The following is a 25,040-nucleotide window of genomic DNA, read 5'->3' as shown; positions in this document are numbered from 1 at the left end:
TTGGACGACACCGCGCGGGACACCCCCGGGGCTACTGTCCGGTAGCCCCCGCGAGGGTGCCGCGGGGCGCCCTCCCCGGCGCCTCGTCACGCCCTGTCAACCGGGCGCAGGATACGCGCGGTTGCCACCGCCCGCGACCGGAGCGGCCCCGCTCCCCCTGGGCGGGAGGGCGGGGCCGGGCGGTGCGCCAGCCGTACGGGCTACGGGTGGTTTCCGTGGTTGACCGGGCGGGGCGTCAGCCCACCAGATGGTCCGCCAGGTCCTCGCTGAGACCGGCCTCGGTGCCGGCGATGCCCAGGTCCTGGGCCCGCTTGTCGGCCATGGCCAGCAGGCGGCGGATCCGCCCGGCGACCGCGTCCTTGGTGAGCGGCGGGTCGGCGAGGGCGCCCAGCTCCTCCAGCGACGCCTGCTTGTGCTCCATGCGCAGCCGTCCGGCCGCGGCCAGGTGCTCGGGGACCTCCTCGCCGAGGATCTCCAGGGCGCGCTGCACCCGGGCGCCTGCCGCGACGGCGGCCCGCGCCGAGCGGCGGAGGTTGGCGTCGTCGAAGTTGGCGAGGCGGTTGGCGGTGGCGCGCACCTCGCGCCGCATCCGCCGCTCCTCCCAGGCGAGGACCGATTCGTGCGCGCCGAGGCGGGTGAGCAGCGCGCCGATGGCGTCGCCGTCGCGGACCACCACCCGGTCGACGCCGCGCACCTCACGGGCCTTGCCCGCGATGGAGAGCCTGCGGGCCGCGCCGACCAGGGCGAGGGCCGCCTCGGGGCCGGGGCAGGTGACCTCCAGGGAGGAGGAGCGGCCTGGCTCCGTCAGCGAGCCGTGGGCGAGGAACGCCCCGCGCCAGGCGGCCTCGGCGTCGCAGGTGGCGCCGGAGACGACCTGCGGCGGCAGGCCTCTGATCGGGCGGCCGCGGCCGTCGACCAGGCCCGTCTGGCGGGCGAGCTGGTCACCGCCGGCCACCACCCGGACCACGTAGCGCGAACCGCGGCGCAGCCCGCCGGGGGCCATCACGATCAGTTCGGAGCTGTGGCCGAAGATCTCCAGAATGTCCCGCTTGAGGCGCCGGGCGGCCATCGCCGTGTCCAGCTCCGCCTCGATCACGATGCGGCCGCTCACCAGGTGCAGCCCACCCGCGAACCGCAGGACCGCGGAGACCTCCGCCTTCCTGCAACAGGTGCGGGTGACGGGAAGCCGGGAGACCTCGTCCTTCACCGCTGCCGTCATCGCCATGGGCCGATCCTTCCATGCATCCGAAAAATACGGTCGTACGCGGCCGCCAGCAGCTCCGGGTCGTGCCGGGGGCTGCCGTCAGGGCGGGCCACGGGCGCCAGCTCGACCGTCGCCCCCAGACGCCGGGCGGCGTCGTCGAGGGAGAGGCGGTCGGGCACGGCCGCCTCGTCGGCGAGCACCACGTCCAGGGCGAGTTTAGGGGCGTGTCGGGCCAAAACCTCCAAATGACGCTGCGGGGAGAACCCCTCGGTTTCTCCGGGTTGCGGCGCGAGGTTGAGCGAGAGGACCCTGCGGGCCTTGGTGGAGAGCAGCGCGTCGAGCAGTTCGGGCACCAGCAGGTGCGGGATGACCGAGGAGAACCAGGAGCCCGGGCCGAGCACCACCCAGTCCGCGTCGAGGACCGCCTCGACGGCCTCGGGCACGGCCGGTGGGTCGTGCGGCACCACGTGCACCGACTGGACCTCGCCGGGGGTCAGGGCCACGGTCGCCTGGCCGCGTACGGTGTCGACGTCGTCCGGGCGCGCCGGGTCGTGGCCCCGTACCAGGGCCTGGAGCTCCAGGGGTACGGCGGACATGGGCAGCACCCTGCCGTGCGCGCCGAGCAGGGTCCCGACCAGGTCGAGCGCCTGGACGTGGTCGCCGAGCTGCTCCCAGAGGGCGACGATCAGCAGATTGCCGACGGCGTGGTCGTGCAGGTCGCCGCGGGAGTGGAAACGGTGCTGGATCACCCGGGACCAGGTCTGCCCCCAGGCGTCGTCGCCGCACAGGGCGGCCAGCGCCTTGCGCAGGTCACCGGGGGGCAGTACGCCCAGTTCGTCGCGCAGGCGCCCGCTGGAGCCGCCGTCGTCGGCGACGGTGACGACGGCGGTGAGGTCCCCGGTGATACGGCGCAGGGCGGCCAGGGAGGCCGACAGACCCATGCCGCCGCCGAGGGCGACGACCTTGGGCTGGGCGCCCCGGCCGCGCGGGCGCGGGCGCGGCGCCCAGCCCAGGGGCGTCGCGGCCGGGGTGAGGCGCCGCATCCGCCGCAGGCGCGAGGAGCGGCCGGTCATTCCCGGCCCATGTCGCGGTGGACGACGACCGTCTCGACACCCTCGGAGGCGAGACGCGAGGCGAGCTTCTCGGACATGGCGACCGAGCGGTGCTTGCCGCCGGTACAGCCCACGGCGATGGTCACGTACCGCTTGCCCTCGCGGCGGTACCCGCGGTTGATGAGCTGGAGAAGCTCCGTGTACTGGTCGAGGAACTCCTTGGCGCCCGGGCGGCTGAAGACGTAGTCCGACACCTCTTCGTTGAGCCCGGTGAAGGGGCGCAGTTCGGGGACCCAGTGCGGGTTGGGCAGGAAGCGGCAGTCGACGACGAGGTCGGCGTCGACCGGCAGGCCGTACTTGTAGCCGAAGGACATCACCGTGGCCCGCAGCTCGGGCTCCTCGTCGCCCGCGAACTGGGCGTCCATCTTGGCGCGCAGCTCGTGGACGTTGAGGCTTGAGGTGTCGATGACGAGGTCGGCGTCGCCGCGCAGCTCGCGCAGCAGGTCCCGCTCGGCGGCGATGCCGTCGACGATGCGGCCGTCGCCCTGGAGGGGGTGCGGGCGGCGCACCGACTCGAAACGGCGCACCAGCGCGTCGTCCGAGGACTCCAGGAAGACGATGCGCCGGGTGACGTTCTTGACGTCGAGGTCGGCGAGGGACTCGCGGAGGTTGTCGAAGAAGCGGCGGCCGCGCACGTCGACGACGACGGCGATCCGCGCGACGTTCCCCTGGGAGCGGGCGCCCAGCTCCACCATGGTGGGGATGAGGGCGGGCGGCAGGTTGTCCACGACGAACCAGCCGAGGTCCTCCAGGCATTTGGCGGCGGTGCTGCGCCCGGCGCCGGACATGCCGGAGATGATCACCAGCTCGGGGATGGCCGTCTCGGTGGCCTCCGCCGCGTCGCCGGTCGTGCCCGTACTCACCTGTGCTCCGTCTCCGTCACGCTCGGTCATGTCTGCTGCCCCCGGTTCTTCGGTGCGATGTGCGACGGCGCCTGGTCGGGGCCGTCGTCCGGTTCTGCCGGGCCACCCGGCCCGTCCTGCTCGGCCGCCGCCCCGGACACCCCCGGACCTCCAGTCTGTCCCGCCGCGCCGCCATCCGTGGAACCGGCCGCGCGGGACCGGGCCGGGGAATCGCCGGCCGGCGGGGCGGCGGCCTCCTCACCGGGGCGTGGGCCGCCCCCGGCGGGCTGCGGGGCCGCCCCCTGAAGAGGCTCGGGGTCGCCCTCCTCGGGCACCCGCGCGGTCTCCGCGTCACCGGGCTGGGGCGCCGACGGCGCCGGGCGCACGAGCGGAGGCGCGTCCCCACCGGGGCCGGGCTCGCCCTGCGGGCGGGCGGGGGCGAGGGGGCCCGAGGGGGTCGCCTGCGGAGCCGCGCCCTCGTCGGCGGTCTCCGGGCGACCGGGCTCGCCGCAGGCGCGGGCGGCGCCCGCCTCCCCGGTCTCACCGGCTGCCGCGGGAGCCCCGTCGGGGTCCGCGTCCGGAGCGGCAGCCCCCGCCGGAGTCCCCGGCCCGGGTTCTCCGGGTGCGCCGGCTCCCTCGGCGTCCCCGGAGCCCGGCGCCTGAGGCGCCGTCTCCTCCGAGTCGTCGCCCACGATCTCCCCGGTGGCCGTGTTGACCGCCACCGACGGGGTCGTCTCCGCCAGGGCCGCGGCCACGGCGAGGGCGGTCTTGCGGCCTATGCCCTGGACCTCGCAGATCTGCTCGACGGTGGCGGCGCGCAGCTTGCGGACCGAGCCGAAGTGTTTGATCAGGGCCTGCTTGCGGGTCTCGCCCAGGCCGGGGACGTCGTCCAGGGGACTGGTGCGGATGCGCTTGGAGCGCTTGGCCCGCTGGTAGGTGATGGCGAAGCGGTGGGCCTCGTCGCGGATGCGCTGGAGGAGGTAGAGGCCCTCGCTGGTGCGGGGCAGGACCACGGGGTCGTCCTGGCCGGGGACCCAGACCTCCTCCAGGCGCTTGGCCAGGCCGCAGACGGCGATGTCGTCGATGCCCAGCTCGTCCAGGGCCCGCTGGGCGGCGGCGACCTGCGGCTGGCCGCCGTCGACCACGACGAGCTGCGGCGGGTAGGCGAACCGCTTGGGGCGGCCGTCCTCGTCGGTGAGGGAGGCGGTGACCTCGCCGCCCTCGACGGCGTCCTGCTCCTCGGTCCACTCGCCGGTCCGCTCCTGGTCGTTCAGGTAGCGGCGGAAGCGGCGGGTGACGACCTCGTGCATGGAGCGGACGTCGTCCTGGCCCTGGCCGTGCCAGAGCTGGGTGTCGCCGGCCCGGCCCTTGATCTGGAAGCGGCGGTACTCGCCCTTGCGCGCCAGGCCGTCCTCGAAGACCACCATCGACGCCACCACGTCGTCGCCCTGGAAGTGGGAGATGTCGTAGCACTCGACGCGGAGCGGGGCGCTCTCCAGCTCCAGCGCCTCGGCGATCTCCTCCAGGGCGCGGGAGCGGGTGGTCAGGTCGGAGGCGCGCTTGGTCTTGTGCAGGACCAGGGACTGCTGGGCGTTCCGCTGGACCGTCTCCATCAGGGACTTCTTGTCGCCGCGCTGCGGGACGCGCAGGGAGACCTGGGTGCCGCGCCGGTCGCTGAGCCACTGGGAGACGGCGCCGAGGTCGTCGGGGAGCGCGGGGACCAGGACCTCCTTGGGGACGCCCTCACCGCGCTCCTCGCCGTAGAGCTGCTGGAGGGCGTGGCCGACCAGTCCGGCGGTGTCGACCGCCTCGACCTTGTCGGTGACCCAGCCGCGCTGGCCGCGGACGCGGCCCCCGCGGACGTGGAAGATCTGGACGGCGGCCTCCAGCTCGTCCTCGGCGACGGCGATGAGGTCGGCGTCGGTGGCGTCGGCGAGGACGACGGCGGACTTCTCCATGGCGCGACGGAGCGCCTCGATGTCGTCGCGCAGACGCCCGGCCCGCTCGTACTCCATCTCCTCGGCGGCCTCCTGCATCTGCCGCTCCAGGCGGCGCAGGTAGGCGCCGGTGCGTCCGGCCATGAAGTCGCAGAACTCCTCGGCCAGGTCGCGGTGGTCCTCGGGGCTGATGCGGCCGACGCAGGGGGCGGCGCACTTGCCGATGTAGCCCAGGAGGCAGGGGCGGCCGGTGCGGGCGGCGTTCTTGAAGACACCGGCCGAGCAGGTGCGGACCGGGAAGACCCGGAGCAGCAGGTCGACCGTGTCGCGGATGGCCCAGGCGTGGCCGTACGGACCGAAGTAGCGCACGCCCTTCTTCTTCTGGCCGCGCATGACCTGGACGCGGGGGACTTCCTCGTTCATCGTCACCGCGAGGTACGGGTAGCTCTTGTCGTCGCGGTACTTGACGTTGAACCGGGGGTCGAACTCCTTGATCCAGGTGTACTCCAGCTGGAGCGCCTCGACCTCGGTGGAGACCACCGTCCACTCCACGGAGGAGGCGGTGGTGACCATGGTGCGGGTGCGCGGGTGGAGGCCGGCCAGGTCCTGGAAGTAGCTGGAGAGGCGCTGGCGCAGGTTTTTCGCCTTCCCGACGTAGATCACCCGGCGGTGGTCGTCGCGGAAGCGGTAGACGCCCGGGGAGTCAGGGATCTGCCCCGGCTTCGGACGGTAGCTGGAGGGGTCGGCCATGTCAGACACCCTACTGTCGGCCACCGACACTCCGTCGTGACCCGCAGTGACGGGCCGGGACGCGGCGGCCGGGGTCAGGCGGGCCTGGGCCGGGCCACCAGCCGGCCGCCCTCGGCCGAGACGTCGAGTTCGGTGAGCGGGGCGACCGCCGGCCCCTGGAGCACCTCGCCGGTGGTGACGTCGAACCGGCTGCCGTGGCAGGTACAGGTGGAGACGGTGCCCTCGATCTTGTGCAGCGGGCACTGCCGGTGGGTGCAGACGGCGCTGAAGGCCCGGTAGGCACCGTCCTCGGCGCGGCTCACGACGACCCGGTGCTCGCGGAAGAGCTCCGCGCCGCCCTTCTCCACGGCATCGGCACCGCCCAGCTCGACCGGCTCCGCGGGCCCCTCGGCGCGCCCGTCGTCCGGCGGCGCGCAGGCCGCCGCGCCCAGCCCGGCGGCCGGGACGAGGGCCGCGCCCCGCAGGACGGTACGGCGGGTGAGGGGGTGGGCGGACATGGCGCCTCCGCTGGACTCCGTGGACGGCTCGGGATCGGTCACGACCCTAGCCCGGGCCCGGCCGGAGCCCCCTCCCGCCCCCGGGTTCGCGGCCGCGGTCCGCACCCGGTCAGTACGGGGTGTCCCGGGAGGCGATGAAGTCGTGCAGGCGGCGCGTGTCGGCGTCGGTCCAGCCCTCGCGGGGCACCACCGCCGCCCAGCCGTCCACCGTGTTGGCCCCGTACCGGTGGCCGTGCGGCGCCTGGACCCCGTAGCTGACGGCCATGTCGACGCTGGTCTGCCAGAAGGTGACGAAGGGGAACCAGTTGATCTCGGGGGTGATGTCGGGGCCGAGAGGATCGTCCAGCCACTCGGGGCGCTTGAAGAGGAGGTCGTAGGACCACCAGACGATGGGGTCGGAGGCGTTCTGGAGGTAGACGACGCGCGGCTCCTCCCAGGGCCCGTCGGGCCGGGCGAGGTCGCGGCGGGGGAACTGGGCGAAGCGGAAGTGGCGCCCGTCCTCGTAGAGCGGGCGCCAGACGGGGCTGGACGGGTCGCGGTGGGCGCGGATGTCCTCGGAGACCGGGGAGAAGTTGGGCGCTCCGAGCAGCAGGGCGCCGTCGACGGTGTCCAGCAGCTCGCCCGGCCGCTCGTACGAGGCTTCGACGGCGTACGTGCCGAGGCTCTCGCCGGTGACGACGAGGCGGGGGCGGCCGTCGGGGGGCAGGGCCGCCCAGCGGGCGTGGACGGCGTCGACCAGTTCGCGGGTGGCGTGCGCGGCCTTCTCCTTGTCGACGAGGAAGGAGAGCCAGCTCGGCAGGTAGGAGTACTGGAGGGCGACCGTGGCGGTGTTGCCGTCGTGCATGTATTCGAGGGGTTCCACGACGTTGGCGTTGACCCATCCGGTGCCGGTCGTCCCGGCGATGGCGAGCACGTCGCGGTCGAAGGCGCCGGTCCGCTCCAGCTCCTTCATCGCCAGGTCGACCTGGGCGGCGACGGGGTCCTCGTCGTAGGCGAAGGCCTCCGGGGCGGCCGAACCGGCGTAGACGCGGACCGGGTCCACGGCGTCCCGCCCGGTCCAGTCGCTGATCTGCTCGCTGGTGAGGACCGACCCGGCGAAGTTGCGCCCCTGGAAGCCGAGGTCGCGCCAGCGGATGTACGAGCCGGGGCCGCCGGAGACCAGCCGCGAGGCCGGTGGGATGACGCCCTCCTTGGTGCCGCCGTCGGTGGCCTTGGAGATGCGGTCGGCGACGTCGACCACGCCCCGTTCGAAGACCAGGTCCTGGACGCAGAAGAGGACGGCCACGCTGGACAGGAGCAGTCCGAGGCCGACGGCGGCGGGCCTCGGCAGCAGCCGCCCGAGCAGCCGGATGAGGCGGCTCACCCCCAGCCGCACGGCGCGGGCCAGGAGCAGCAGCACCGCCCAGAGGGCGACGGTGATCAGCACGATCATCGGGGTGTGCCAGGTCAGTGAGGGCGGCAGCCCCTGCAGGGCGCGGAGCTGGCGCTGCATGTGGGCGCTCTCGGAGATCAGCCAGACCGCGCAGACGGGACTGATCACGAAGTACGCCTGCCAGGCGTGGGCGCGGACGGCCGGGCGGGGACGGCGCTTGACCAGGAGCCGGAAGAGCCAGCTGACGGTGACACCGAGGGCGTAGCCGATGGCGGCGTTGATGCCGCCGACGAGCCCTTGGAGGTACCAGGGCCGCGGGACGAGCGAGGGTGTCAGGGAGAGCCAGAAGAAGACCGTGGCCACGCAGGTCGCGGTGAGGTCGGGCCAGCGGCGGACCAGGTAGGTGGGGCCGGGGCGCTGCCAGTAGGGCTTGCGCGCGGCGGCGCCGGCCCGCCCGGCCAGGGAGCGGGCGGTACTCCCCATCGCGATCATGAATGTCACATTAGCGGCTGTTCACCCCGCTTCCCGCGGGGCGGCCGGGCAGGCCGCCGCCGCCCCCGCGCCGGTGAGGACGCGAGGGCGGCGGGCGGCGTTGCGCGGTCGGACCGGTGACCGGGCCGGAGCGGCGGTTTCCGGTCACCCGGCCGTCACTTGGCGGCGCGCGGTGCCTTCTTCGCGGGTGCCTTGGCCGCGGTCTTCTTGGCGGTGGTCTTCTTGGCCGCCGCCTGCTGCGTGCCGGCCTTGGCCGCGACGGCCTTGCGGGTGGCCCCCGTCTTGCGGGCGCCGCCGGAGCGGGGTGCGGCCGAGGCGTCGCTGACCCGGTCGGCGCCGAGGACGTCCCGCAGGAACTTGCCGGTGTGGCTGGCGGGGACGCCCGCGACCTCCTCGGGGGTGCCTTCGGCGACGACCAGGCCGCCGCCGTTGCCGCCCTCGGGGCCCATGTCCACGACCCAGTCGGCGGTCTTGATGACGTCGAGGTTGTGCTCGATGACGATGACCGAGTTGCCCTTGTCGACCAGGCCGGAGAGGACGGTGATCAGCTTGCTGATGTCCTCGAAGTGCAGGCCGGTGGTGGGCTCGTCCAGGACGTAGACCGTGCGGCCGGTGGAGCGCTTCTGGAGCTCGCTGGCGAGCTTGACGCGCTGCGCCTCGCCGCCGGAGAGGGTCGGCGCGGGCTGGCCGAGGCGGACGTACCCGAGGCCGACCTCGTTGAGCGTGCGGAGGTGGCGGGCGATGGTGGGGACGGCCTCGAAGAAGCCGAGGGCCTCCTCGATGGGCATGTCCAGCACCTCGGCGATGGACTTGCCCTTGTAGTGGACCTCCAGGGTCTCCCGGTTGTAGCGCGCCCCGTGGCAGACCTCGCAGGGGACGTACACGTCGGGCAGGAAGTTCATCTCGATCTTGATGGTGCCGTCGCCGTGGCAGTTCTCGCAGCGGCCGCCCTTGACGTTGAAGGAGAAGCGGCCGGGGAGGTACCCGCGGACCTTGGCCTCCATCGTCTCGGCGAAGAGCTTGCGGACGTTGTCGAAGACGCCGGTGTAGGTGGCCGGGTTGGAGCGGGGGGTGCGGCCGATCGGCGACTGGTCGACGTGGACGACCTTGTCGACCAGGTCGTCGCCCTCTACCCGGGTGTGGCGGCCGGGGACGCTCTTGGCGCCGTTCAGCTCGCGGGCCAGGTGGGTGTAGAGGATGTCGTTGACCAGCGTCGACTTGCCCGAGCCCGAGACGCCGGTGATGGCGGTCAGCACGCCCAGGGGGAAGGAGACGTCGATGTCGCGGAGGTTGTTCTCCTTGGCACCGACCACCGTCAGCCTGCGCGCCGGGTCGACCGGGCGGCGGATCTCCGGCACCGGGATGGACCGCTTGCCCGCGAGGTACTGGCCGGTGATCGACTCCTTGTTGGCGAGCAGCCCGTCCAGCGAACCGGAGTGGACGACCTTGCCGCCGTGCTCACCGGCGCCCGGGCCGATGTCCACGATCCAGTCGGCGACCTTGATGGTGTCCTCGTCGTGCTCCACGACGATCAGGGTGTTGCCCATGTCGCGGAGGCGGACCAGGGTCTCGATCAGCCGGTGGTTGTCGCGCTGGTGGAGGCCGATGGAGGGCTCGTCCAGGACGTAGAGCACGCCGACCAGGCCGGAGCCGATCTGGGTGGCCAGCCGGATGCGCTGCGCCTCGCCGCCGGAGAGGGAGCCCGCCGGGCGGTTGAGGGAGAGGTAGTCGAGGCCGACGTCGACCAGGAAGCGGAGGCGTTCGTTGACCTCCTTGAGGACGCGTTCGGCGATCTTGCGGTCGCGGCCGGAGAGGGTGAGCTTGTCGAGGAAGTCGGCGCAGTCGGTGATCGACATGGCGGAGACCTCGGCGATGGACTTGCCCATCACGGTGACCGCCAGCACGATCGGCTTGAGCCGGGTGCCCTCGCAGGTCGGACAGGGCACCTCGCGCATGTACCCCTCGAAGCGCTCCCGGCTGGAGTCGCTCTCCGCCTCGGAGTGGCGCCGCTTGACGAACGGCACGGCGCCCTCGAAGGCGGTGGTGTAGACCCGCTCGCGGCCGTAGCGGTTGCGGTAGCGGACCTCGATCTGGGTCTTGTGGCCCTGGAGCAGGGCCTTCTTCGCGCGCTGCGGCAGCGCGGCGAAGGGCACGTCGGTGCGGAAGTTCAGCGCGTCGGCGAGGGCGCCGACCAGTCGGCCGAAGTACTCCTTGGTGTGCCCGTGCGACCAGGGGTGGATGGCGCCCTCGTCCAGGGACTTGTCCTCGTCCGGGACGATCAGCTCCGGGTCGACCTCCATGCGGGTGCCGATGCCGGTGCAGTCGGGGCAGGCGCCGAAGGGCGAGTTGAAGGAGAAGGAGCGGGGCTCCAGCTCCTCGAAGGAGAGGTCGTCGTACGGGCAGTAGAGGTGCTCGGAGTACATCCGCTCACGCTCGGGGTCGCCCTCGGGGAGGTCGACGAAGTCGAGCACGACCATGCCGCCGGAGAGGCCGAGGGCGGTCTCGACGGAGTCGGTGAGCCGCCGCTTGGCACTCTCCTTGACCGTGAGGCGGTCGACGACCACCTCGATGGTGTGCTTCTCCTGCTTCTTCAGCGTCGGCGGCTCGGAGAGCTGGACGGTGGTGCCGTCGACCCGGGCGCGGCTGTACCCCTTGGTCTGGAGGTCGGCGAAGAGGTCGACGAACTCGCCCTTGCGCTCGCGGACCAGCGGCGACAGCACCTGGAAGCGGCTGCCCTCGGGCAGGCCCAGCACCTTGTCCACGATGGCCTGCGGCGACTGGCGGGAGATCGGGCGGGAGCAGACCGGGCAGTGCGGCTTGCCGATCCGGGCGAAGAGCAGGCGGAGGTAGTCGTAGACCTCGGTGATGGTGCCGACCGTGGAGCGCGGGTTCCGCGAGGTGGACTTCTGGTCGATGGAGACCGCGGGCGAGAGGCCCTCGATGAAATCGACGTCGGGCTTGTCCATCTGGCCGAGGAACTGCCGGGCGTACGACGAGAGGGACTCGACGTACCGCCGCTGGCCCTCGGCGAAGATCGTGTCGAACGCGAGCGAGGACTTGCCCGATCCGGAGAGCCCGGTGAAGACGATGAGGGAGTCACGCGGGAGGTCGAGCGAGACATTCCTCAGATTGTGCTCGCGGGCACCACGGATGATGAGACGGTCGGCCACGCCGGTCCGCACCTTTCTGGAGTGAAGCGGGAGCGGAGCCCCCTGACCAAAGTACGGGGGCGCCGCGGCAGCGGTGGAGGGAATGAGCGATCGGGGGCGGTGGGCTTCGGCCCTAGGGCGGCACCGGGCCACCGTCGGGGGATCGCATCCCGGCTACATCCAGGATGCCTCTTCCGGAGACCGAGCGTATAGCACGTACATTCGATTTACGGGAAGACGGCGTCCCCTTCACCCGAACGAGTGGCCCGACCCCCTGCCACTAGGGTCGTCCCATGACTGATCCTGTGCGCGATCTCACAACGCTGGACCAGGCCACGGCGCGGCTGCTGACCGTGGCGGGCACGCTGGACGACGCGGCGCTGGCCGAGCCGTCGCTGCTGCCGGGCTGGACCCGCGGCCATGTCCTCAGCCACCTCGCCCGCAACGCCGACGCCCTGCTCAACGTCCTGGCGGGCCGCCCCATGTACGCGAGCGCCGAGGCCCGCGACGCCGACATCGAGGCCGGGGCCGCCCAGCCCGCCGACGCCCTGGCCGAGGACGTCCGGGCGAGCGGCGCCAAGCTCGCCACCGCCCTGTCGGAGGTCACCGACTGGGACGCCGTGGTGGAGCTGCGCAACGGCGTCACCGACCGGCTCGGGCGCATCCCCTTCCGGCGGCTGGTCGAGGTCGAGCTGCACCAGGTCGACCTCGGCGCGGGGCGGACGCTGGAGAACCTCTCCCCCGAGTTCACCGACGCCGAGAACGCCTTTCTCGCCGACCGCTTCACCGGCCACCCCGACGTCCCCCCGCTGCTGCTCCGCCCGGAGGGCTCCCCCGTCCTCACCAGCGGCCGCGCCGCGAGCCCCGGAGAGGAGCCGCTCACCGTCTCGGGCCCCCCGGCCGACCTGCTGGGCTGGCTCGCCGGACGCCGCGCCCCCGACGGCCTCAAGACCGACGGCGGCGCGCTGCCCGCCCTGCCCCCGCTGTGAGCCCCGCCGGGCCCCGGCTCCCGGCGCCCCCGTCGGTAGGGTGACGGCCATGACGTACAGCGGAGCGGTGAAGGTCGGCGGACCCGCCGACGTGCACGAACTGACCGGCCTGATGATCTCCAAGGTCGCCGTGGGCGCCATGGACAACAACGCCTACCTGCTGCGCTGCCGGGCCACCGGCGAGCAGCTCCTGATCGACGCGGCGGCGGAGCCCGAGACCCTGCTGCGGCTGATCGGCCGGGACTCGGTCGCCTCCGTGGTCACCACGCACCGCCACGGCGACCACTGGCAGGCGCTGGCCGAGGTGGTGGCCGCGACGGGGGCCCGCACCCAGGCCGGGCGGTACGACGCGGAGGGCATCCCGGTCCCCACCGACGTGCTGCTGGACGACGGCGACACGGTACGGGTCGGTCGGGTGGAGCTGACCGTGCGCCACCTCGTCGGCCACACCCCGGGCTCGGTCGCCCTCGTCTACGACGACCCGCACGGCCACCCGCACGTCTTCACCGGGGACTGCCTCTTTCCCGGCGGCGTGGGCAACACCCACCAGGACCCGGAGGCCTTCGCCCGGCTGCTGGAGGACGTGGAGACCAAGATCTTCGCGGAGCTGCCGGACGAGACCTGGGTCTACCCGGGCCACGGCGCGGACACCACCCTCGGCGCCGAGCGCCCGCAGCTCCCGGCCTGGCGGGAGCGGGGCTGGTGACCGGCGGCGGGGGCGGACGCGGCTGACCGGCCGGCCCGCCGGCCGAACGCACCGAGGGGCGGGACCCGTCGCGGGTCCCGCCCCTCAGCCGTGCCCGGAGTCCGGGCTCACCCCGCGTCGGCCAGCAGCGTCGCGATCCGCCGCACCGCGAAGGCGTACCCCTGGACACCGCACCCGGCGATGACGCCGTCGGCGCGCAGCGAGACGTAGCTGTGGTGCCGGAACTGCTCGCGCCGGTGGATGTTGGAGATGTGCACCTCGATCACGGGCAGCCCGTCGCAGGCGTTCAGCGCGTCGAGCAGGGCGACGGAGGTGTGCGAGTAGGCGGCCGGGTTGATGACGAGGCCGGCCGCGCCGGTGCGCGCCTCGTGGATCCAGTCGACCAGGACACCCTCGTGGTTGGAGTGCCGCAGGTCGACGGAGCCGCCGAGCGCCGCGGCCTCGTCGGCGCAGAGCCGTTCGACGTCGGCCAGTGTCTCGGAACCGTAGATCTCCGGCTGCCGCTGCCCCAGCAGGTTCAGGTTCGGGCCGTTGAGGATCATGATCGGCGCGGTGGCGAGGGTGTGGGCGGGGCGGGTCATGGCGGTCCTCCGGAAACGGGTGCGCCCGCGCCCCCCGGAGGGGACGCGGGCTGATGCGGCCTCGGGCCGACATCTATCACGGCGGACCGGTACGGCCCGCCGCACCCGTCAGCTCTCGCCGTCCTTGCGGCCGCCGTCCTCGTCGCCGGACGGACCGGTGACGGCGCCGGAGCGGGACTTCTCGGCCTCGGCCTCCGCCTGCTTCCGCGAGGCGATGAGGCTGGTGATCGTGGTGACCACCAGGACCGCGCAGATCACGCCCAGCGAGACCGGGATGGAGATCTCCGGGACATGGACGCCCGACTCGTGCAGCGCGTGCAGCACGAGCTTGACGCCGATGAAGCCGAGGATCACCGACAGGCCGTAGCTGAGGTGGACCAGCTTGCGGAGCAGACCGCCGATGAGGAAGTACAGCTGCCGCAGCCCCATCAGGGCGAAGGCGTTGGCGGTGAAGACGATGTACGGGTCCTGGGTCAGGCCGAAGATCGCCGGGATCGAGTCGAGGGCGAAGAGGACGTCGGTGGTGCCGATGGCCAGCATGACGACCAGCATCGGCGTCATGATCTTCTTGCCGTTCTTCTCGATGAACAGCTTGGTGCCGTGGTAGCGGTCGGCCACGCCGAAGCGCCGCTCGGCCGCCTTGAGCAGGCGGTTCTCCTCGAACTCCTCGTCCTCCTCGTCGGCCCTGGCCTCCTGGATGAGCTTCCAGGCGGTGTAGATCAGGAACGCGCCGAAGATGTAGAAGACCCACGAGAAGTTGGCGATGATCGCCGCGCCCGCCGCGATGAAGATCGCGCGCAGGACCAGGGCGATCAGCACACCGATCAGCAGCACGCGCTGCTGGTACTGCGAGGGGACCGAGAACTTCGCCATGATCAGCACGAAGACGAAGAGGTTGTCGACGCTCAACGACTTCTCGGTGATGTAACCGGCGAAGAACTCACCGGACTGCTGCCCGCCTCCGAACAGGAGCAGGCCCACGCCGAACAACGCGGCGAGGATGATCCAGACGATGGTCCAGATCCCGGCTTCCTTGATGGACACGTCATGGGGCTTGCGCCCGATGAAGAAGTCTGCGCCGATCAGGACGAGCAGACCGACGATGGTGAGGACCCATAGGGTCACGGAAACTTCCACTGCGCCTCCGGCAGTACGTAACGGCATCTCTCAGCGTCATCGCTGCCGGAGGTCTCTTCCACCCGAGGAATCGCGCGGGGCGCGCGGTCATCGGACCGACGGCCCGGGATCGGGCCGGAAAATCCGTACCGATCCGTATTGACGGGCTCGCCGCGCCAGGAGTACTCCCCTCCGCACCGGGAAGCCTACGCGAATTGCCAACGGTTGGTAAAGACGGGCCTAAACGATCACCAAACGCGCAGCTCACGGCAGCATCGGGCCGCCCGTCGCGCAGGGGTGTCAGGCGGACCCGCGCCGCGCCCGTGCGGCGGCGGAGATCACGGCTGCCAGCACACCACTGCCCGCCGGCACAAGGGCCGGTTCGTACGTCCAGACGTGCTGGACCCAGGGGTCGGCCAGATGGCCGTCGGGCAGCGGCGTGATCCGCAGCAGCCCGCGCCAGAGCGGGTCCAGCAGCGGCCCGTACGCGGCGGCGTCCTCGCGGTCGGCGACGAGCAGCAGGTGGACGCCGACGGCGGGGCCCTCGTCGGCCAGGTACCGCAGCCGGGTCACCGCCCGGTCGTCGAAGCCGTGCGGGAAGTCGTGGACGACCAGGAGCTGCTCGGCGGTGTCGAGGCCGGGCGGCAGCGCGTCGCGGGCACCGCCGCGGACCGCCATCTGCACCAGGTCGACCCGCCGGGTGAGCCGCTCCAGCACCTCGTCGACCCCGGCCGCACCGGCGGGCGCCGGGGGCGCCAGCAGTCCCGCGCCGCGCAGCCCCGCGAAGGCGGCAGCGCCGGAGCCCGCCGGGTCCAGCAGGTGGACGGTGAGGGCACCCGGTGGGTGCACCGCCAGCAGCCGGGCGGTGTGCTGCGCGGCGGACTCGGCGGCGAGCGCACGCAGCCCGGCGGGCCGGGACTCGCCGTCCCCGTCCTGGAGCCGCCCGGCGTCGACCCACAGCCCGCGCTCCAGCGGGAGCCGTACCAGCATCGGGATGCGCAGCTCCGGCGCCTCGGGCAGCCGCAGCTCACCGAGGCGCAGGGCGAACGGCGGCTGGGCCGGCGGCCGGTACGCGTGCCAGACCGGGCTGTCCCAGCCGGCCAGGGCCCGGGGCAGCGCGGGTTCGACCACGCGGGACTCGGCGGTGAGCTGGGCGAGGTCGCGGTCGAGCGCCTCCTGGGCGCGGGCGACCAGCGTCTCGTATCGCTCGGAGGCCATCGCGCGGGCGTCCGCCGCCCCCTGGCCGGTACGGGCTCGGGGGTCGTCCAGGACGGCGTCCACCTCCCGCTCGCGGCGGTCCTCGGCGAACTCCACGGCGCCGCGGTACGCCGCCACGGCGCGGGCCAGGTCCTCGAACATGCCCCAGACCTGGTTGTGGAGCCGCTCCTCCATGCTCCAGCCGGAGGCGTCCCCGGCCACCGGCGCGGCCGGTCCCCCGGCGGGCGGCGCCGGGGCGGAAGGCCCGGGCGCCGGGTGCGGACGGTCTCCGGCCGGGGCGGCGGGCCGGCCGCGGCGCGGGTGGGTGTAGTCCACGGGGCCGGCGGAGGGTGCGGGGTCCGGTGCGCCGGGCTGGGCGGGAGGGGGCGGCGTCGCGGGGCCGGGCGCGGCCGGGGCCTCCCGGGGCGGGGCGGGCGCCGGGACGGCGGGGCGGGGGCCGAGCGTCGCGGCGAGGCGGTGGGCGGCCTCCGGGGCGATCCCGCGGTCGGCGAAGAGGGCGGGCAGGCCGCCCTGGTGGCCCTGGCCGACGGCGCGGATCTTCCAGGCGCCGTTCCTGCGGTAGAGCTCGACCGCGACGACCGCCGTCTCCTCGGTGAGGCCGGTGACCTCGAAGCGGGCCGTCGCCTCTCCCCCGGGCCCCATGAGGAGCACGCGCGGGGCCGCAAGGGCGCCGAACCGGGCCGGGGCGCCGGGTCCGGCGGGCAGGGCGAGGAACAGCTCGACGCGGGTCGCGGCGCCGGGCAGGGCGGCGAGGTCGACGGCGAGGCGGTGCTCGGGGGCGGGCGGTCCCGGTGGGGCGAGGCCGGGCAGCGGCGGTGTGCCGGGCAGGGCGACCGCCTCCGTACCGCCCAGAGCGGTCTCCCCCTCGCCGACCAGGAGCGCGCCGAGTACCAGCGCCCCGTCGGCCGCCACGGCGATCTCCAGCCGGGTCCACGGCACGGCCTGGTTCTGCCCTCGGGCCAGCTCAGCCGTCATCGTCCCCTGTCCCCCTGCTGTGCCGGGCGCTGCCGGTCCTCGGCCGTGCGGTGTGCGCGGTGCGTGTCCTGTGGTGCGGGTGTGCGGTGGTACGGAGTGCGGTGCCGCGAGGTCCGGCGCGGCGTCCGGCGATGCGGGTACGGCGCGAGAGGCGGAGCCCGCGGTGGGGCTCCGCCTCCGCCCGCGTCCCGGCGGCGGCCGGCCGGGCGCTCCCCGCGGGAGCCGGGCCGGAGCCGCCGTGACGCGCTCGGTGGTGCCTCGGGTCAGAGGAGCGGCAGGACCGAGGGCATCAGGTCCTGGAAGGTCCGGCCGTTGGCCGGGGAGCCGAGGGCGGTCATCCGCCAGCCGCCGTCGGCCCGGTGGACCTTGGCCATGATCTGGGCGGTGTACTGGCCGCCGCCGTCGAGGGTGTAGCGGGCCAGCTCCTGGCCGTTGGTCTCGTCCACCAGGCGGCAGAAGGCGTTCTGCACCTCCTGGAAGGTCTGCCCGGTGAAGGAGTTCACCGTGAAGACGATCTGGTCGATGTGGACCGGCACCCGCTGGAGGTCGACCAGGACCGACTCGTCGTCGCCGCCCTGGCCGGCGCCGCCGACGAGGTTGTCACCCGTGTGGCGCACCGAGCCGTCGTCGCTGACGAGGTGGCGGAAGAACACCACGTCGACCGGCTGCTTGTCGGCGAAGAGCACCGCGGAGGCGTCGAGATCGATCTCCCGGGTGCGGCTGCCGAACAGGCCGCGGCGGGGGGCCGCCTGCCAGCCGAGTCCCATGCGCACCGCGGAGAGGACTCCCCCGTCCTTCTTCTCCAGGCTGATGCCCTGGCCCTTGTTCAGATTGACCGTCACGCGTGTCCCCATTCCTACGCAATCCCCGACCGCCGGTCCGGACGGCCGCCACGTCGAACCCTACGCACCGGGCAGGCGGCCCCCGCACCCCCCGGCCACGCATTGTGTCGGTCTTGCAACACACCGCCGGGCGGGGACGGGCGAGGCGCGCCACGCCCGTCCCGTACTCCTCCCCCGACACCGTGGCCGTCGCGGGGGCGGCCCGCCTCAGGCGAGGCCGGCCTCCTTCATCTGCCGCAGTTCCTTCTTCATCTCGCCGACCTCGTCGCGCAGCCGGGCGGCGACCTCGAACTGGAGGTCGGCCGCGGCGGCCCGCATCCGGTTGGTCATCTCCTCGATCTGCCCGGCCAGCTCGGCCGCCGGGCGGTCGGTGGGCGTGGTTGCTCCCTTGGCCGCCTTCTTGCCGCCCTTGGCCGCCGTCGGCGCCTGGTACCCGCCGCCGAGCTCCGGGACCGGCGCCTTGGCCTTGCCGTCCTTGGACTGGCGGTAGCCGGTGCCGAGGAGGGCCTCGGTGTCGACGTCCTCGCGGGCGATGGTGGCGACGATGTCGTTGATCTTCTTGCGGAGCGGCTGAGGGTCGAGGCCGCGCTCGGTGTTGTAGGCGATCTGCTTCTCGCGGCGCCGGTTGGTCTCGTCGATGGCCTTCTCCATCGCCGGGGTGATCCGGTCCGCGTACATGTGGACCTGGCCCGAGACGTTGCGCGCGGCGCGGCCGATGGTCTGGATCAGGGAGGTGCCCGAGCGCAGGAAGCCCTCCTTGTCGGCGTCGAGGATGGCGACCAGGGAGACCTCCGGCAGGTCGAGGCCCTCGCGGAGGAGGTTGATGCCGACCAGGACGTCGTACTCGCCGGCGCGCAGTTCGCGCAGGAGCTCGACGCGGCGCAGGGTGTCGACGTCGCTGTGGAGGTAGCGGACCTGGATGCCGAGTTCGAGGAAGTAGTCGGTGAGGTCCTCGGCCATCTTCTTGGTGAGGGTGGTGACCAGGATCCGCTCGTCCTTCTCGGTGCGGGTGCGGATCTCGTGCACCAGGTCGTCGATCTGGCCCTCGGTGGGCTTGACGACGACCTCCGGGTCGACGAGACCGGTCGGGCGGATGATCTGCTCGACGAAGCCGTCGGAGCGGGAGAGCTCGTAGTTCCCCGGGGTCGCCGAGAGGTAGACCGTCTGGCCGACCCGCTCCTGGAACTCCTCCCACTTCAGGGGGCGGTTGTCCAGGGCGGAGGGCAGCCGGAAACCGTGGTCGACCAGGGTCCGCTTCCGGGAGGCGTCGCCCTCGTGCATCGCGCCGATCTGCGGGACGGTGACGTGCGACTCGTCGATGACCAGCAGGAAGTCCTCGGGGAAGTAGTCGAGGAGGGTGTGCGGCGGGGTGCCGGGCCCACGGCCGTCGAAGTGCATCGAGTAGTTCTCCACGCCGGAGCAGGAGCCGATCTGGCGGAGCATCTCGATGTCGTAGGTGGTGCGCATCCGCAGCCGCTGGGCCTCCAGCAGCTTGCCCTGCTTCTCCAGGACGGCGAGGCGCTCCTCCAGCTCCTTCTCGATGTCGTTGACCGCGCGCTCCATGCGCTCGGGGCCCGCGACGTAGTGCGAGGCGGGGAAGACGTAGAGCTGCTGCTCGTCGCTGATGATCTCGCCGGTGAGCGGGTGGAGGGTGGTGAGCGCCTCGATCTCGTCGCCGAACATCTCGATGCGGACGGCGAGCTCCTCGTAGACCGGGAAGATCTCGATGGTGTCGCCGCGGACGCGGAAGGTGCCGCGGGTGAAGGCGAGGTCGTTGCGGGCGTACTGGATCTCGACGAAGCGGCGCAGCAGGGCGTCCCGGTCGATCTCCTCGCCGACCTTGAGGGGGACCATCCGGTCGACGTACTCCTGCGGCGTGCCGAGGCCGTAGATGCAGGAGACGGAGGCGACCACCACGACGTCCCGGCGGGTGAGGAGGGAGTTGGTCGCGGAGTGGCGCAGCCGCTCGACCTCCTCGTTGATCGAGGAGTCCTTTTCGATGTAGGTGTCCGACTGCGGGACGTACGCCTCGGGCTGGTAGTAGTCGTAGTAGGAGACGAAGTACTCGACCGCGTTGTTCGGGAGGAGTTCGCGGAACTCGTTGGCGAGCTGGGCGGCGAGGGTCTTGTTGGGGGCCATCACCAGGGTGGGGCGCTGGAGCTTCTCGATCATCCAGGCGGTGGTGGCGGACTTGCCGGTGCCGGTGGCGCCGAGCAGGACGACGTCCTGCTCACCGGCCCGGACCCGGCGGTCCAGGTCGGCGATGGCTGCGGGCTGGTCGCCGCTGGGCTGGTAGGGGCTGACGACCTCGAAGGGCGCCACCGTGCGTTCGATCTTCGATACAGGCCGCATGGAATCCACCGTACGACCAGCCACCGACAACCGTCGGCGTCAGCGCCGCTGCCCGGCGTGCGGACCGGTCCTGCGCCGGGTCGCGAGGCGGGCCGGGGACCGGGCGGGGTGGCGGTCGCGGGCGCCGCGGCCCGGGCGCCCGGAGCCGGCGCACGGCACCGCGCGGTGGTCCTCCTCGAGCGGGAGGCGGTAGCTGTCGCGGACCGGGACCCGGTAGCCGGGCGGCGGCGGGGGGCCCGGGGCCGTCGCGCCGCTGACCATGCGGGGGTCCAGCACCACCACGACGCCGGCCAGCAGCAGGAAGAGCAGCGGGCCGATCATGAGGGGGCCGATCAGCCGTCCGGGCGGATCGCCCGCGGTGTCGGCGACGGGGTGCAGGTGGACCGAGGCGGCGGCCATCCCGACGTAGTGCATGCCGCTCACGCCCACCCCCATGAGCAGGGAGGCGACGATGCTCCAGCGGAATCCGCGGACCTGGACAGCCGCCCAGAGGGAGGCCGTGGCGGCGACCACGGCGATGAGGACGGAGAGCGTCACAAGCGGAATCGAGTACTCCAGGCTACCGTTGAGACGCATTCCGGCCATTCCCAGATAGTGCATGGAGGCAATGCCCAGACCGGTGATGGTGCCGCCCGTGAACAGGGCGGAGCCGGTGGCGCCTCGATAGCCCACGACGAAGATCCCGATCCCCACCATGACGATGGCGACACCCAGACTGGCGAAGGTCGTCGGCACGTCGTAGCGGACCGGGGTCCCGGTGACGGAGAAGCCCATCATGGCGATGAAGTGCATGGTCCATATACCGGAGCCGATGGCTCCGGTCCCCAGCGCGAGCCATCCCGGCCGCCAGGTCCGGGTCACCAGCAGCGACCTGGTGGTGCAGCGCAGCCCGAGCGCCCCGCCCAGGCAGGCCATCAGGTACGCCACCACCGGCGTCACCAGGCCGTAGCTGAATTCGTCGACCGTCCCCTGCATACCGGTCTGCCTTTCCTCCCCCGTGGAGATCCTTCCGGTTCCTGTCCACTCCGCGCGGCGGCTGCGCGGCGAAGTGTTCGCGCCATCATGCGCCCTGGTCCCGACCGTCCGGCACGACCCCCCGGTCGAGCGCGTTCCCCCGCGTAGTCCCAGGCGGCGGCCGTGCCGTACTTGCGGCAGAGAGTATGACGCACCGCGAACGTACGACCGATTTTGCGGCAAAGAAACGCAGCTCCGACACACCTTCATCGCGTCACCGCACCGAGACGAACAACTTTGTTCAACGTGTGGCCATCCCGCACCTGCCCGCAATTGGCCCCCGCCTGTCACTCTCGAGCGGTCAACGATCACTTTGAGTGAGGAGACCCCCCGTGTTCGCTCGCCCCCTCTCCCTCACGGCCGCTCTGCTGCTGGCAGGCACCGCGCTCGTCGTCCCCGCCCGCGCCGCGTCCGCCACCACCCCCGCCGGCGCCCAGGCCGCCTCCCAGGCCGCGGCGAGCCCCCGCTCCTCGGTCCGCCCCGTCGCCGGCACGGACGGCAGGCCCGTGCTGGTGGCCCACCGCGGCGCCTCCGGCTACGCCCCCGAGAACACGCTCGCGGGCGTCGACAAGGCGCGCGAGCTGGGTGTGCGCTGGGTCGAGAACGACGTGCAGCGCACCAAGGACGGGGTCCTGGTGGTGCTGCACGACACGACCCTCGCCCGCACCACGGACGTCGAGGAGGTCTTCCCCGACCGCGCGCCGTGGGACGTCAAGGACTTCACCTCCCGGGAGATCGCACGGCTGGACGCGGGCAGCTGGTTCGGCCCGGAGTTCGAGGGCGCCAAGGTGCCCACCCTCGACCAGTTCCTGAAGCGGATGAGCCGCCACCGCCTGAACCTCCTGCTGGAGCTGAAGGCACCCGAGCTGTACCCGGGCATCGAGCGGCAGACGCTGACCGCGCTGCGGCGGGCGGGCTGGCTGGACCGGGGCCACGTGCGGGACCGCCTGGTCGTGCAGAGCTTCGGCGCCGACGCGGTCCGCCGCGTCCACCAGCTGCGGCCCGACGTGAAGACGGGCTTCCTCGGCACCCCGGCCCAGTCCGAGCTGCCCGCGTACGCCGCCTTCGCCGACCAGATCAACCCCACCCACTCGGACGTCACCGACTCCTACGTGGACGCCGTCCAGGCCCTCAAGGGACCGCACGGCAAGCGGCTGCAGGTCTACACCTGGACCGTCAACGACGCCGCCACCGCCCGCCGGGTGAACGACGCCGGGGTGGACGGGATCATCACCAACTTCCCGGACACCGTGAAGGACGCGATCGGCTGACCGCGCTCCCTCCCGGTTTCTTCCCGGAAGGACGGTGACTGTCGGCGGGCGCCCGTACGGTGGGCCGCGTGACCGACGACTCCCGGGACCCGACCGCACGGCGGGCCGACTGGACGGTGCTCGACACCCCGGTCGGCCCGCTCCTGCTCGCCGCGACCGACCGCGGCCTGCTCCACGTGGCCTTCCACGCCCGGGGAGCCGCCCTCGGGCGGACCCTCGACCGCCTCGCCGCCCACCTGGGCGCCGCTCCCACCGAGGCGCCGGACGCCCCGTCGCTGGCGGCCGCGCGCGAGCAGCTGGCGGGGTACTTCGCCGGACGGACCCACTCCTTCCGGCTCGACCTCGACTGGTCGCTGACCGAGGGCTTCACCCAGGAGGTCCTGCGGCTGCTCGCCACCACGGCCCCCTTCGGCAGCGTCACCGGGTACGGCGAGCTGGCCCGGCGCTGCGGCCGCCCGGGCGGGGCCCAGGCGGTCGGCATGGCGATGGGCGCCAACCCGCTGCCGGTCGTGGTCCCCTGCCACCGGGTGGTGGAGAGCGACGGCGGCCTCGGCGGTTTCAGCGGCGGCACCGAGACCAAGCGCCGCCTGCTCGCCCTGGAGGGGGTGCTGCCGGCACCGCTGTTCTGAGAGCGCGAGCAGGGCGTCCGCCGCCGGGGACGCCCGGCAGGGCCGGGGAATGCTGGAGGACACCCCGTTCCGGCCCGCCAAAGGCGCTGCCACACTGCTGCGGTGGAGATATCCGACCGGCCCGCTCCCGGGCCGCACCGCCCTGAGTCCGCCGCCCCTCCCGTCCGCCCCGAGGAACTGGTGGCGCTGCGGCGCCGGGTGGCCCGGGTGCTGGTGGCCGGGCAGATCCTCGGCGGGCTCGGGGTCGCCGTCGGGGTGGCGCTCTCCCCGCTGCTAGCCCGCCAGGTCGGCGGTACGGAGGCGGTGGCGGGACTGGCGCCGACGGCCACGGTGGCGGGCACCGCCCTGCTCTCCGTCCCGCTGGCCGCGCTGATGACCGCGCGCGGCCGCAGACCGGGGCTGGTGCTCGGCTATCTCGTCGGCGCGGCCGGTGCCGGAGTGGTGGTGGCGGGCGCCGTCCTGGACCACTTCGCGCTGCTGCTGGTCGGTATGGCGGCCTTCGGCGCCTCCTCCTGCGCCAATCTCCAGTCCCGGTTCGCCGCCGCCGACCTCGCCGAGCCCGAGCGGCGGGGCAGGGCGATCTCCCTGGTCGTCTGGGCGACCACGATCGGCGCGGTGCTCGGCCCCAACCTGGCGGCACCGGCGGGGCGCAGCGTGCGCGGGCTTGGGGTGCCGGAGGCGGCGGGCCCGTTCCTCTGGGCGGGGATCGTCTTCCTGGCCGCCGCCGTGCTGGTCGCGGTCCTGCTGCGGCCCGACCCGCTGCTGACGGCGCGTGCGCTGGACCCGGACGCCGACCGGACGCCGAAGGGCCGGTCGTTCCGGGCGGCGGCCGCCGCCGTGCGGGCCTCGCCCCGGGCGCGGCTGGCACTGGCCACCATCGCGATCAGCCACACCGTGATGGTCTCGGTGATGTCGATGACCCCGGTGGCACTCGGCCACCACGGCGCCGCGATCGAACTGATCGGCCTGGTGATCAGCGGTCACATCGCGGGGATGTACGCGTTCTCGCCGCTGATGGGCCGGCTGGCGGACCGGGGCCGGCTGCCGGTGATCGGGCTCTGCGTGGCCCTGCTGGGCTGCGCGGCCCTGCTCGCCGGGACGGCGGGCGCGAGTCACGGGCGGACGGCGGCCGGGCTGTTCGTGCTGGGGCTCGGCTGGTCGGCCGGGCTGGTGGCGGGTTCCGCGCTGCTCACCGACGCCGTCCCGCAGGCGGCACGCCCGGCGGTCCAGGGACTCTCCGACCTGACGATGAACGCGGCGGCCGGGATCGGCGGGGCGGCGGCCGGGCTGGTGGTGGCCGGAGCCGGGTACGGCGTGCTCAACCTGCTCGCGGCGGCCCTGCTGCTGCCGCTCACCGCGCTCACCCTGTTCACGGCGCTCACCGGGGCCCGCGGCGGAGCCGCGACGCCCCCGGCCGCCGGGGCGCGGCCCGCCGGGGAGGCCGCGCCGCCGGTGCCGGCCCCGGCCAGCGGCCTCCCCGGCCAGGCTCAGGCGCCGTCGTCCTCGCCGGGGAGGCCGGCGGCGCCGGGCTCCCCGTCGTAGTGACGGGCCTCGATCACGTTGCCGTCCGGGTCGCCGAAGTAGAAGCTGCGGGTGGCCGCGCCCCGGGCGCCGAACGAGCCGCGGCCGGTCTTGGAGACGGGCGCGCCGAGCTCCTCCAGCCGGGCCGCGAGCGCGTCGAACTCCGTTCCGGTGAGGGCGACGCAGAAGTGGTTCAAGGGGTGCCCCGACCCGGCGTGGGCGCCGGGGAAGACCTCGGTGCGCGGGGCCATGGTGAGGGGCATCAGGTCGAGGATGGTCTCGTCGTTGAGGCGTGCCGAGGGGAAGGGGACCTCACCCGCGGTGAATTCGGCGAGGCGGACGGGCTGGGCGGCGAGGGTGGACTCGTAGAAGAGGGCCGAGGCGGTCGGGTCGGCCACCCACAGCACCAGGTGATCGAGGCGCGGGCGCTGCCTGGCGGTGGGCGGTTCGGTGGTCCGGGTCATGGCTCTC

Annotated in this window: 19 protein-coding genes; 5 read left to right on the top strand and 14 right to left on the bottom strand. The window is 73.3% G+C overall.

The features are described from left to right. Positions 1–235: 235 nt before the first annotated feature. The 7 genes from whiA to uvrA form a co-directional block, all read right to left on the bottom strand. On the bottom strand, positions 236–1,225 hold the full coding sequence (gene whiA / locus ACFWMZ_RS14155) for a DNA-binding protein WhiA (protein ID WP_023419981.1): 990 nt from the start codon (positions 1,223–1,225) through the stop codon (positions 236–238). Continuing rightward, positions 1,216–2,277 (bottom strand): uridine diphosphate-N-acetylglucosamine-binding protein YvcK, encoded by a 1,062-nt coding sequence (yvcK, locus tag ACFWMZ_RS14150; protein WP_383175415.1) that lies wholly within the window; start codon positions 2,275–2,277, stop codon positions 1,216–1,218. The genes whiA and yvcK overlap by 10 nt, the downstream gene beginning before the upstream one ends. Continuing rightward, entirely contained in the window at positions 2,274–3,209 is a 936-nt protein-coding gene (gene rapZ, locus ACFWMZ_RS14145; RefSeq protein WP_383175412.1) for an RNase adapter RapZ, read from the bottom strand. Before rapZ ends, yvcK begins: the two co-directional genes overlap by 4 nt. After that, the gene (uvrC, locus tag ACFWMZ_RS14140) at positions 3,206–5,845 is read right to left on the bottom strand and encodes an excinuclease ABC subunit UvrC (RefSeq protein ID WP_383175409.1); all 2,640 of its coding nucleotides are present in this window, start codon (positions 5,843–5,845) and stop codon (positions 3,206–3,208) included. The genes rapZ and uvrC overlap by 4 nt, the downstream gene beginning before the upstream one ends. 74 nt (positions 5,846–5,919) lie before the next feature. Beyond that, on the bottom strand, positions 5,920–6,342 hold the full coding sequence (locus ACFWMZ_RS14135) for a Rieske (2Fe-2S) protein (RefSeq protein ID WP_383175407.1): 423 nt from the start codon (positions 6,340–6,342) through the stop codon (positions 5,920–5,922). Positions 6,343–6,451: 109 nt separating this feature from the next. Further along, complete coding sequence (locus ACFWMZ_RS14130) at positions 6,452–8,206, bottom strand: alpha/beta hydrolase (protein ID WP_383201666.1); 1,755 nt, start codon at positions 8,204–8,206, stop codon at positions 6,452–6,454. 155 nt (positions 8,207–8,361) lie between these two features. Beyond that, on the bottom strand, positions 8,362–11,376 hold the full coding sequence (gene uvrA, locus ACFWMZ_RS14125; protein ID WP_383175401.1) for an excinuclease ABC subunit UvrA: 3,015 nt from the start codon (positions 11,374–11,376) through the stop codon (positions 8,362–8,364). Positions 11,377–11,648: 272 nt separating this feature from the next. On the opposite strand from uvrA, the gene ACFWMZ_RS14120 reads away from it, so the two are divergent. After that, on the top strand, positions 11,649–12,344 hold the full coding sequence (locus tag ACFWMZ_RS14120; RefSeq protein WP_383201663.1) for a maleylpyruvate isomerase family mycothiol-dependent enzyme: 696 nt from the start codon (positions 11,649–11,651) through the stop codon (positions 12,342–12,344). 49 nt (positions 12,345–12,393) lie between these two features. After that, positions 12,394–13,050 (top strand): MBL fold metallo-hydrolase, encoded by a 657-nt coding sequence (locus tag ACFWMZ_RS14115; RefSeq protein WP_383201660.1) that lies wholly within the window; start codon positions 12,394–12,396, stop codon positions 13,048–13,050. A gap of 107 nt (positions 13,051–13,157) precedes the next feature. On the opposite strand, the gene aroQ is transcribed toward ACFWMZ_RS14115, so the two are convergent. The 6 genes from aroQ to ACFWMZ_RS14085 form a co-directional block, all read right to left on the bottom strand. Continuing rightward, on the bottom strand, positions 13,158–13,631 hold the full coding sequence (aroQ, locus tag ACFWMZ_RS14110) for a type II 3-dehydroquinate dehydratase (RefSeq protein WP_383175392.1): 474 nt from the start codon (positions 13,629–13,631) through the stop codon (positions 13,158–13,160). Between the two features lie 108 nt (positions 13,632–13,739). Further along, positions 13,740–14,768 carry a TerC/Alx family metal homeostasis membrane protein gene (locus ACFWMZ_RS14105; RefSeq protein WP_383175389.1) on the bottom strand — a complete coding sequence of 343 codons (1,029 nt, stop codon included), beginning with the start codon at positions 14,766–14,768 and terminating at the stop codon, positions 13,740–13,742. Positions 14,769–15,047: 279 nt separating this feature from the next. Beyond that, positions 15,048–16,940, bottom strand: a complete 1,893-nt coding sequence (locus tag ACFWMZ_RS14100) for a TerD family protein (RefSeq protein WP_383201657.1) — start codon at positions 16,938–16,940, stop codon at positions 15,048–15,050. A 263-nt stretch (positions 16,941–17,203) separates the two neighbouring features. Continuing rightward, entirely contained in the window at positions 17,204–17,782 is a 579-nt protein-coding gene (locus ACFWMZ_RS14095) for a TerD family protein (RefSeq protein WP_383175383.1), read from the bottom strand. 207 nt (positions 17,783–17,989) lie between these two features. Next, entirely contained in the window at positions 17,990–20,134 is a 2,145-nt protein-coding gene (gene uvrB / locus ACFWMZ_RS14090; protein WP_383201654.1) for an excinuclease ABC subunit UvrB, read from the bottom strand. 39 nt (positions 20,135–20,173) lie between these two features. Beyond that, a complete protein-coding gene (locus ACFWMZ_RS14085; protein ID WP_383175377.1) occupies positions 20,174–21,109 on the bottom strand; it encodes an MHYT domain-containing protein in 936 nt (311 codons plus the stop codon). A 371-nt stretch (positions 21,110–21,480) separates the two neighbouring features. Between ACFWMZ_RS14085 and ACFWMZ_RS14080 the strand changes: the two genes are divergently transcribed. The 3 genes from ACFWMZ_RS14080 (at position 21,481) to ACFWMZ_RS14070 (ending at position 24,590) form a co-directional block, all read left to right on the top strand. Beyond that, positions 21,481–22,419: a glycerophosphodiester phosphodiesterase gene (locus ACFWMZ_RS14080; protein WP_383175374.1), complete on the top strand. Its 939-nt coding sequence runs from the start codon at positions 21,481–21,483 to the stop codon at positions 22,417–22,419. A gap of 68 nt (positions 22,420–22,487) precedes the next feature. After that, positions 22,488–23,048 (top strand): methylated-DNA--[protein]-cysteine S-methyltransferase, encoded by a 561-nt coding sequence (locus ACFWMZ_RS14075; RefSeq protein WP_383201652.1) that lies wholly within the window; start codon positions 22,488–22,490, stop codon positions 23,046–23,048. 108 nt (positions 23,049–23,156) lie between these two features. After that, complete coding sequence (locus ACFWMZ_RS14070) at positions 23,157–24,590, top strand: MFS transporter (RefSeq protein ID WP_383201695.1); 1,434 nt, start codon at positions 23,157–23,159, stop codon at positions 24,588–24,590. Here ACFWMZ_RS14070 and ACFWMZ_RS14065 read toward each other — a convergent pair. Continuing rightward, on the bottom strand, positions 24,536–25,033 hold the full coding sequence (locus tag ACFWMZ_RS14065; RefSeq protein ID WP_383201649.1) for a VOC family protein: 498 nt from the start codon (positions 25,031–25,033) through the stop codon (positions 24,536–24,538). The genes ACFWMZ_RS14070 and ACFWMZ_RS14065 overlap by 55 nt on opposite strands. Between the last annotated feature and the right edge of the window lie 7 nt (positions 25,034–25,040).

It is taken from the genome of Streptomyces sp. NPDC058373 (assembly GCF_042723275.1).
Taxonomy (GTDB): Bacteria; Actinomycetota; Actinomycetes; order Streptomycetales; family Streptomycetaceae; genus Streptomyces.
Note: the sequence above shows the minus strand (reverse complement) of the source record. Positions and strands in the feature narration are given on the sequence as shown.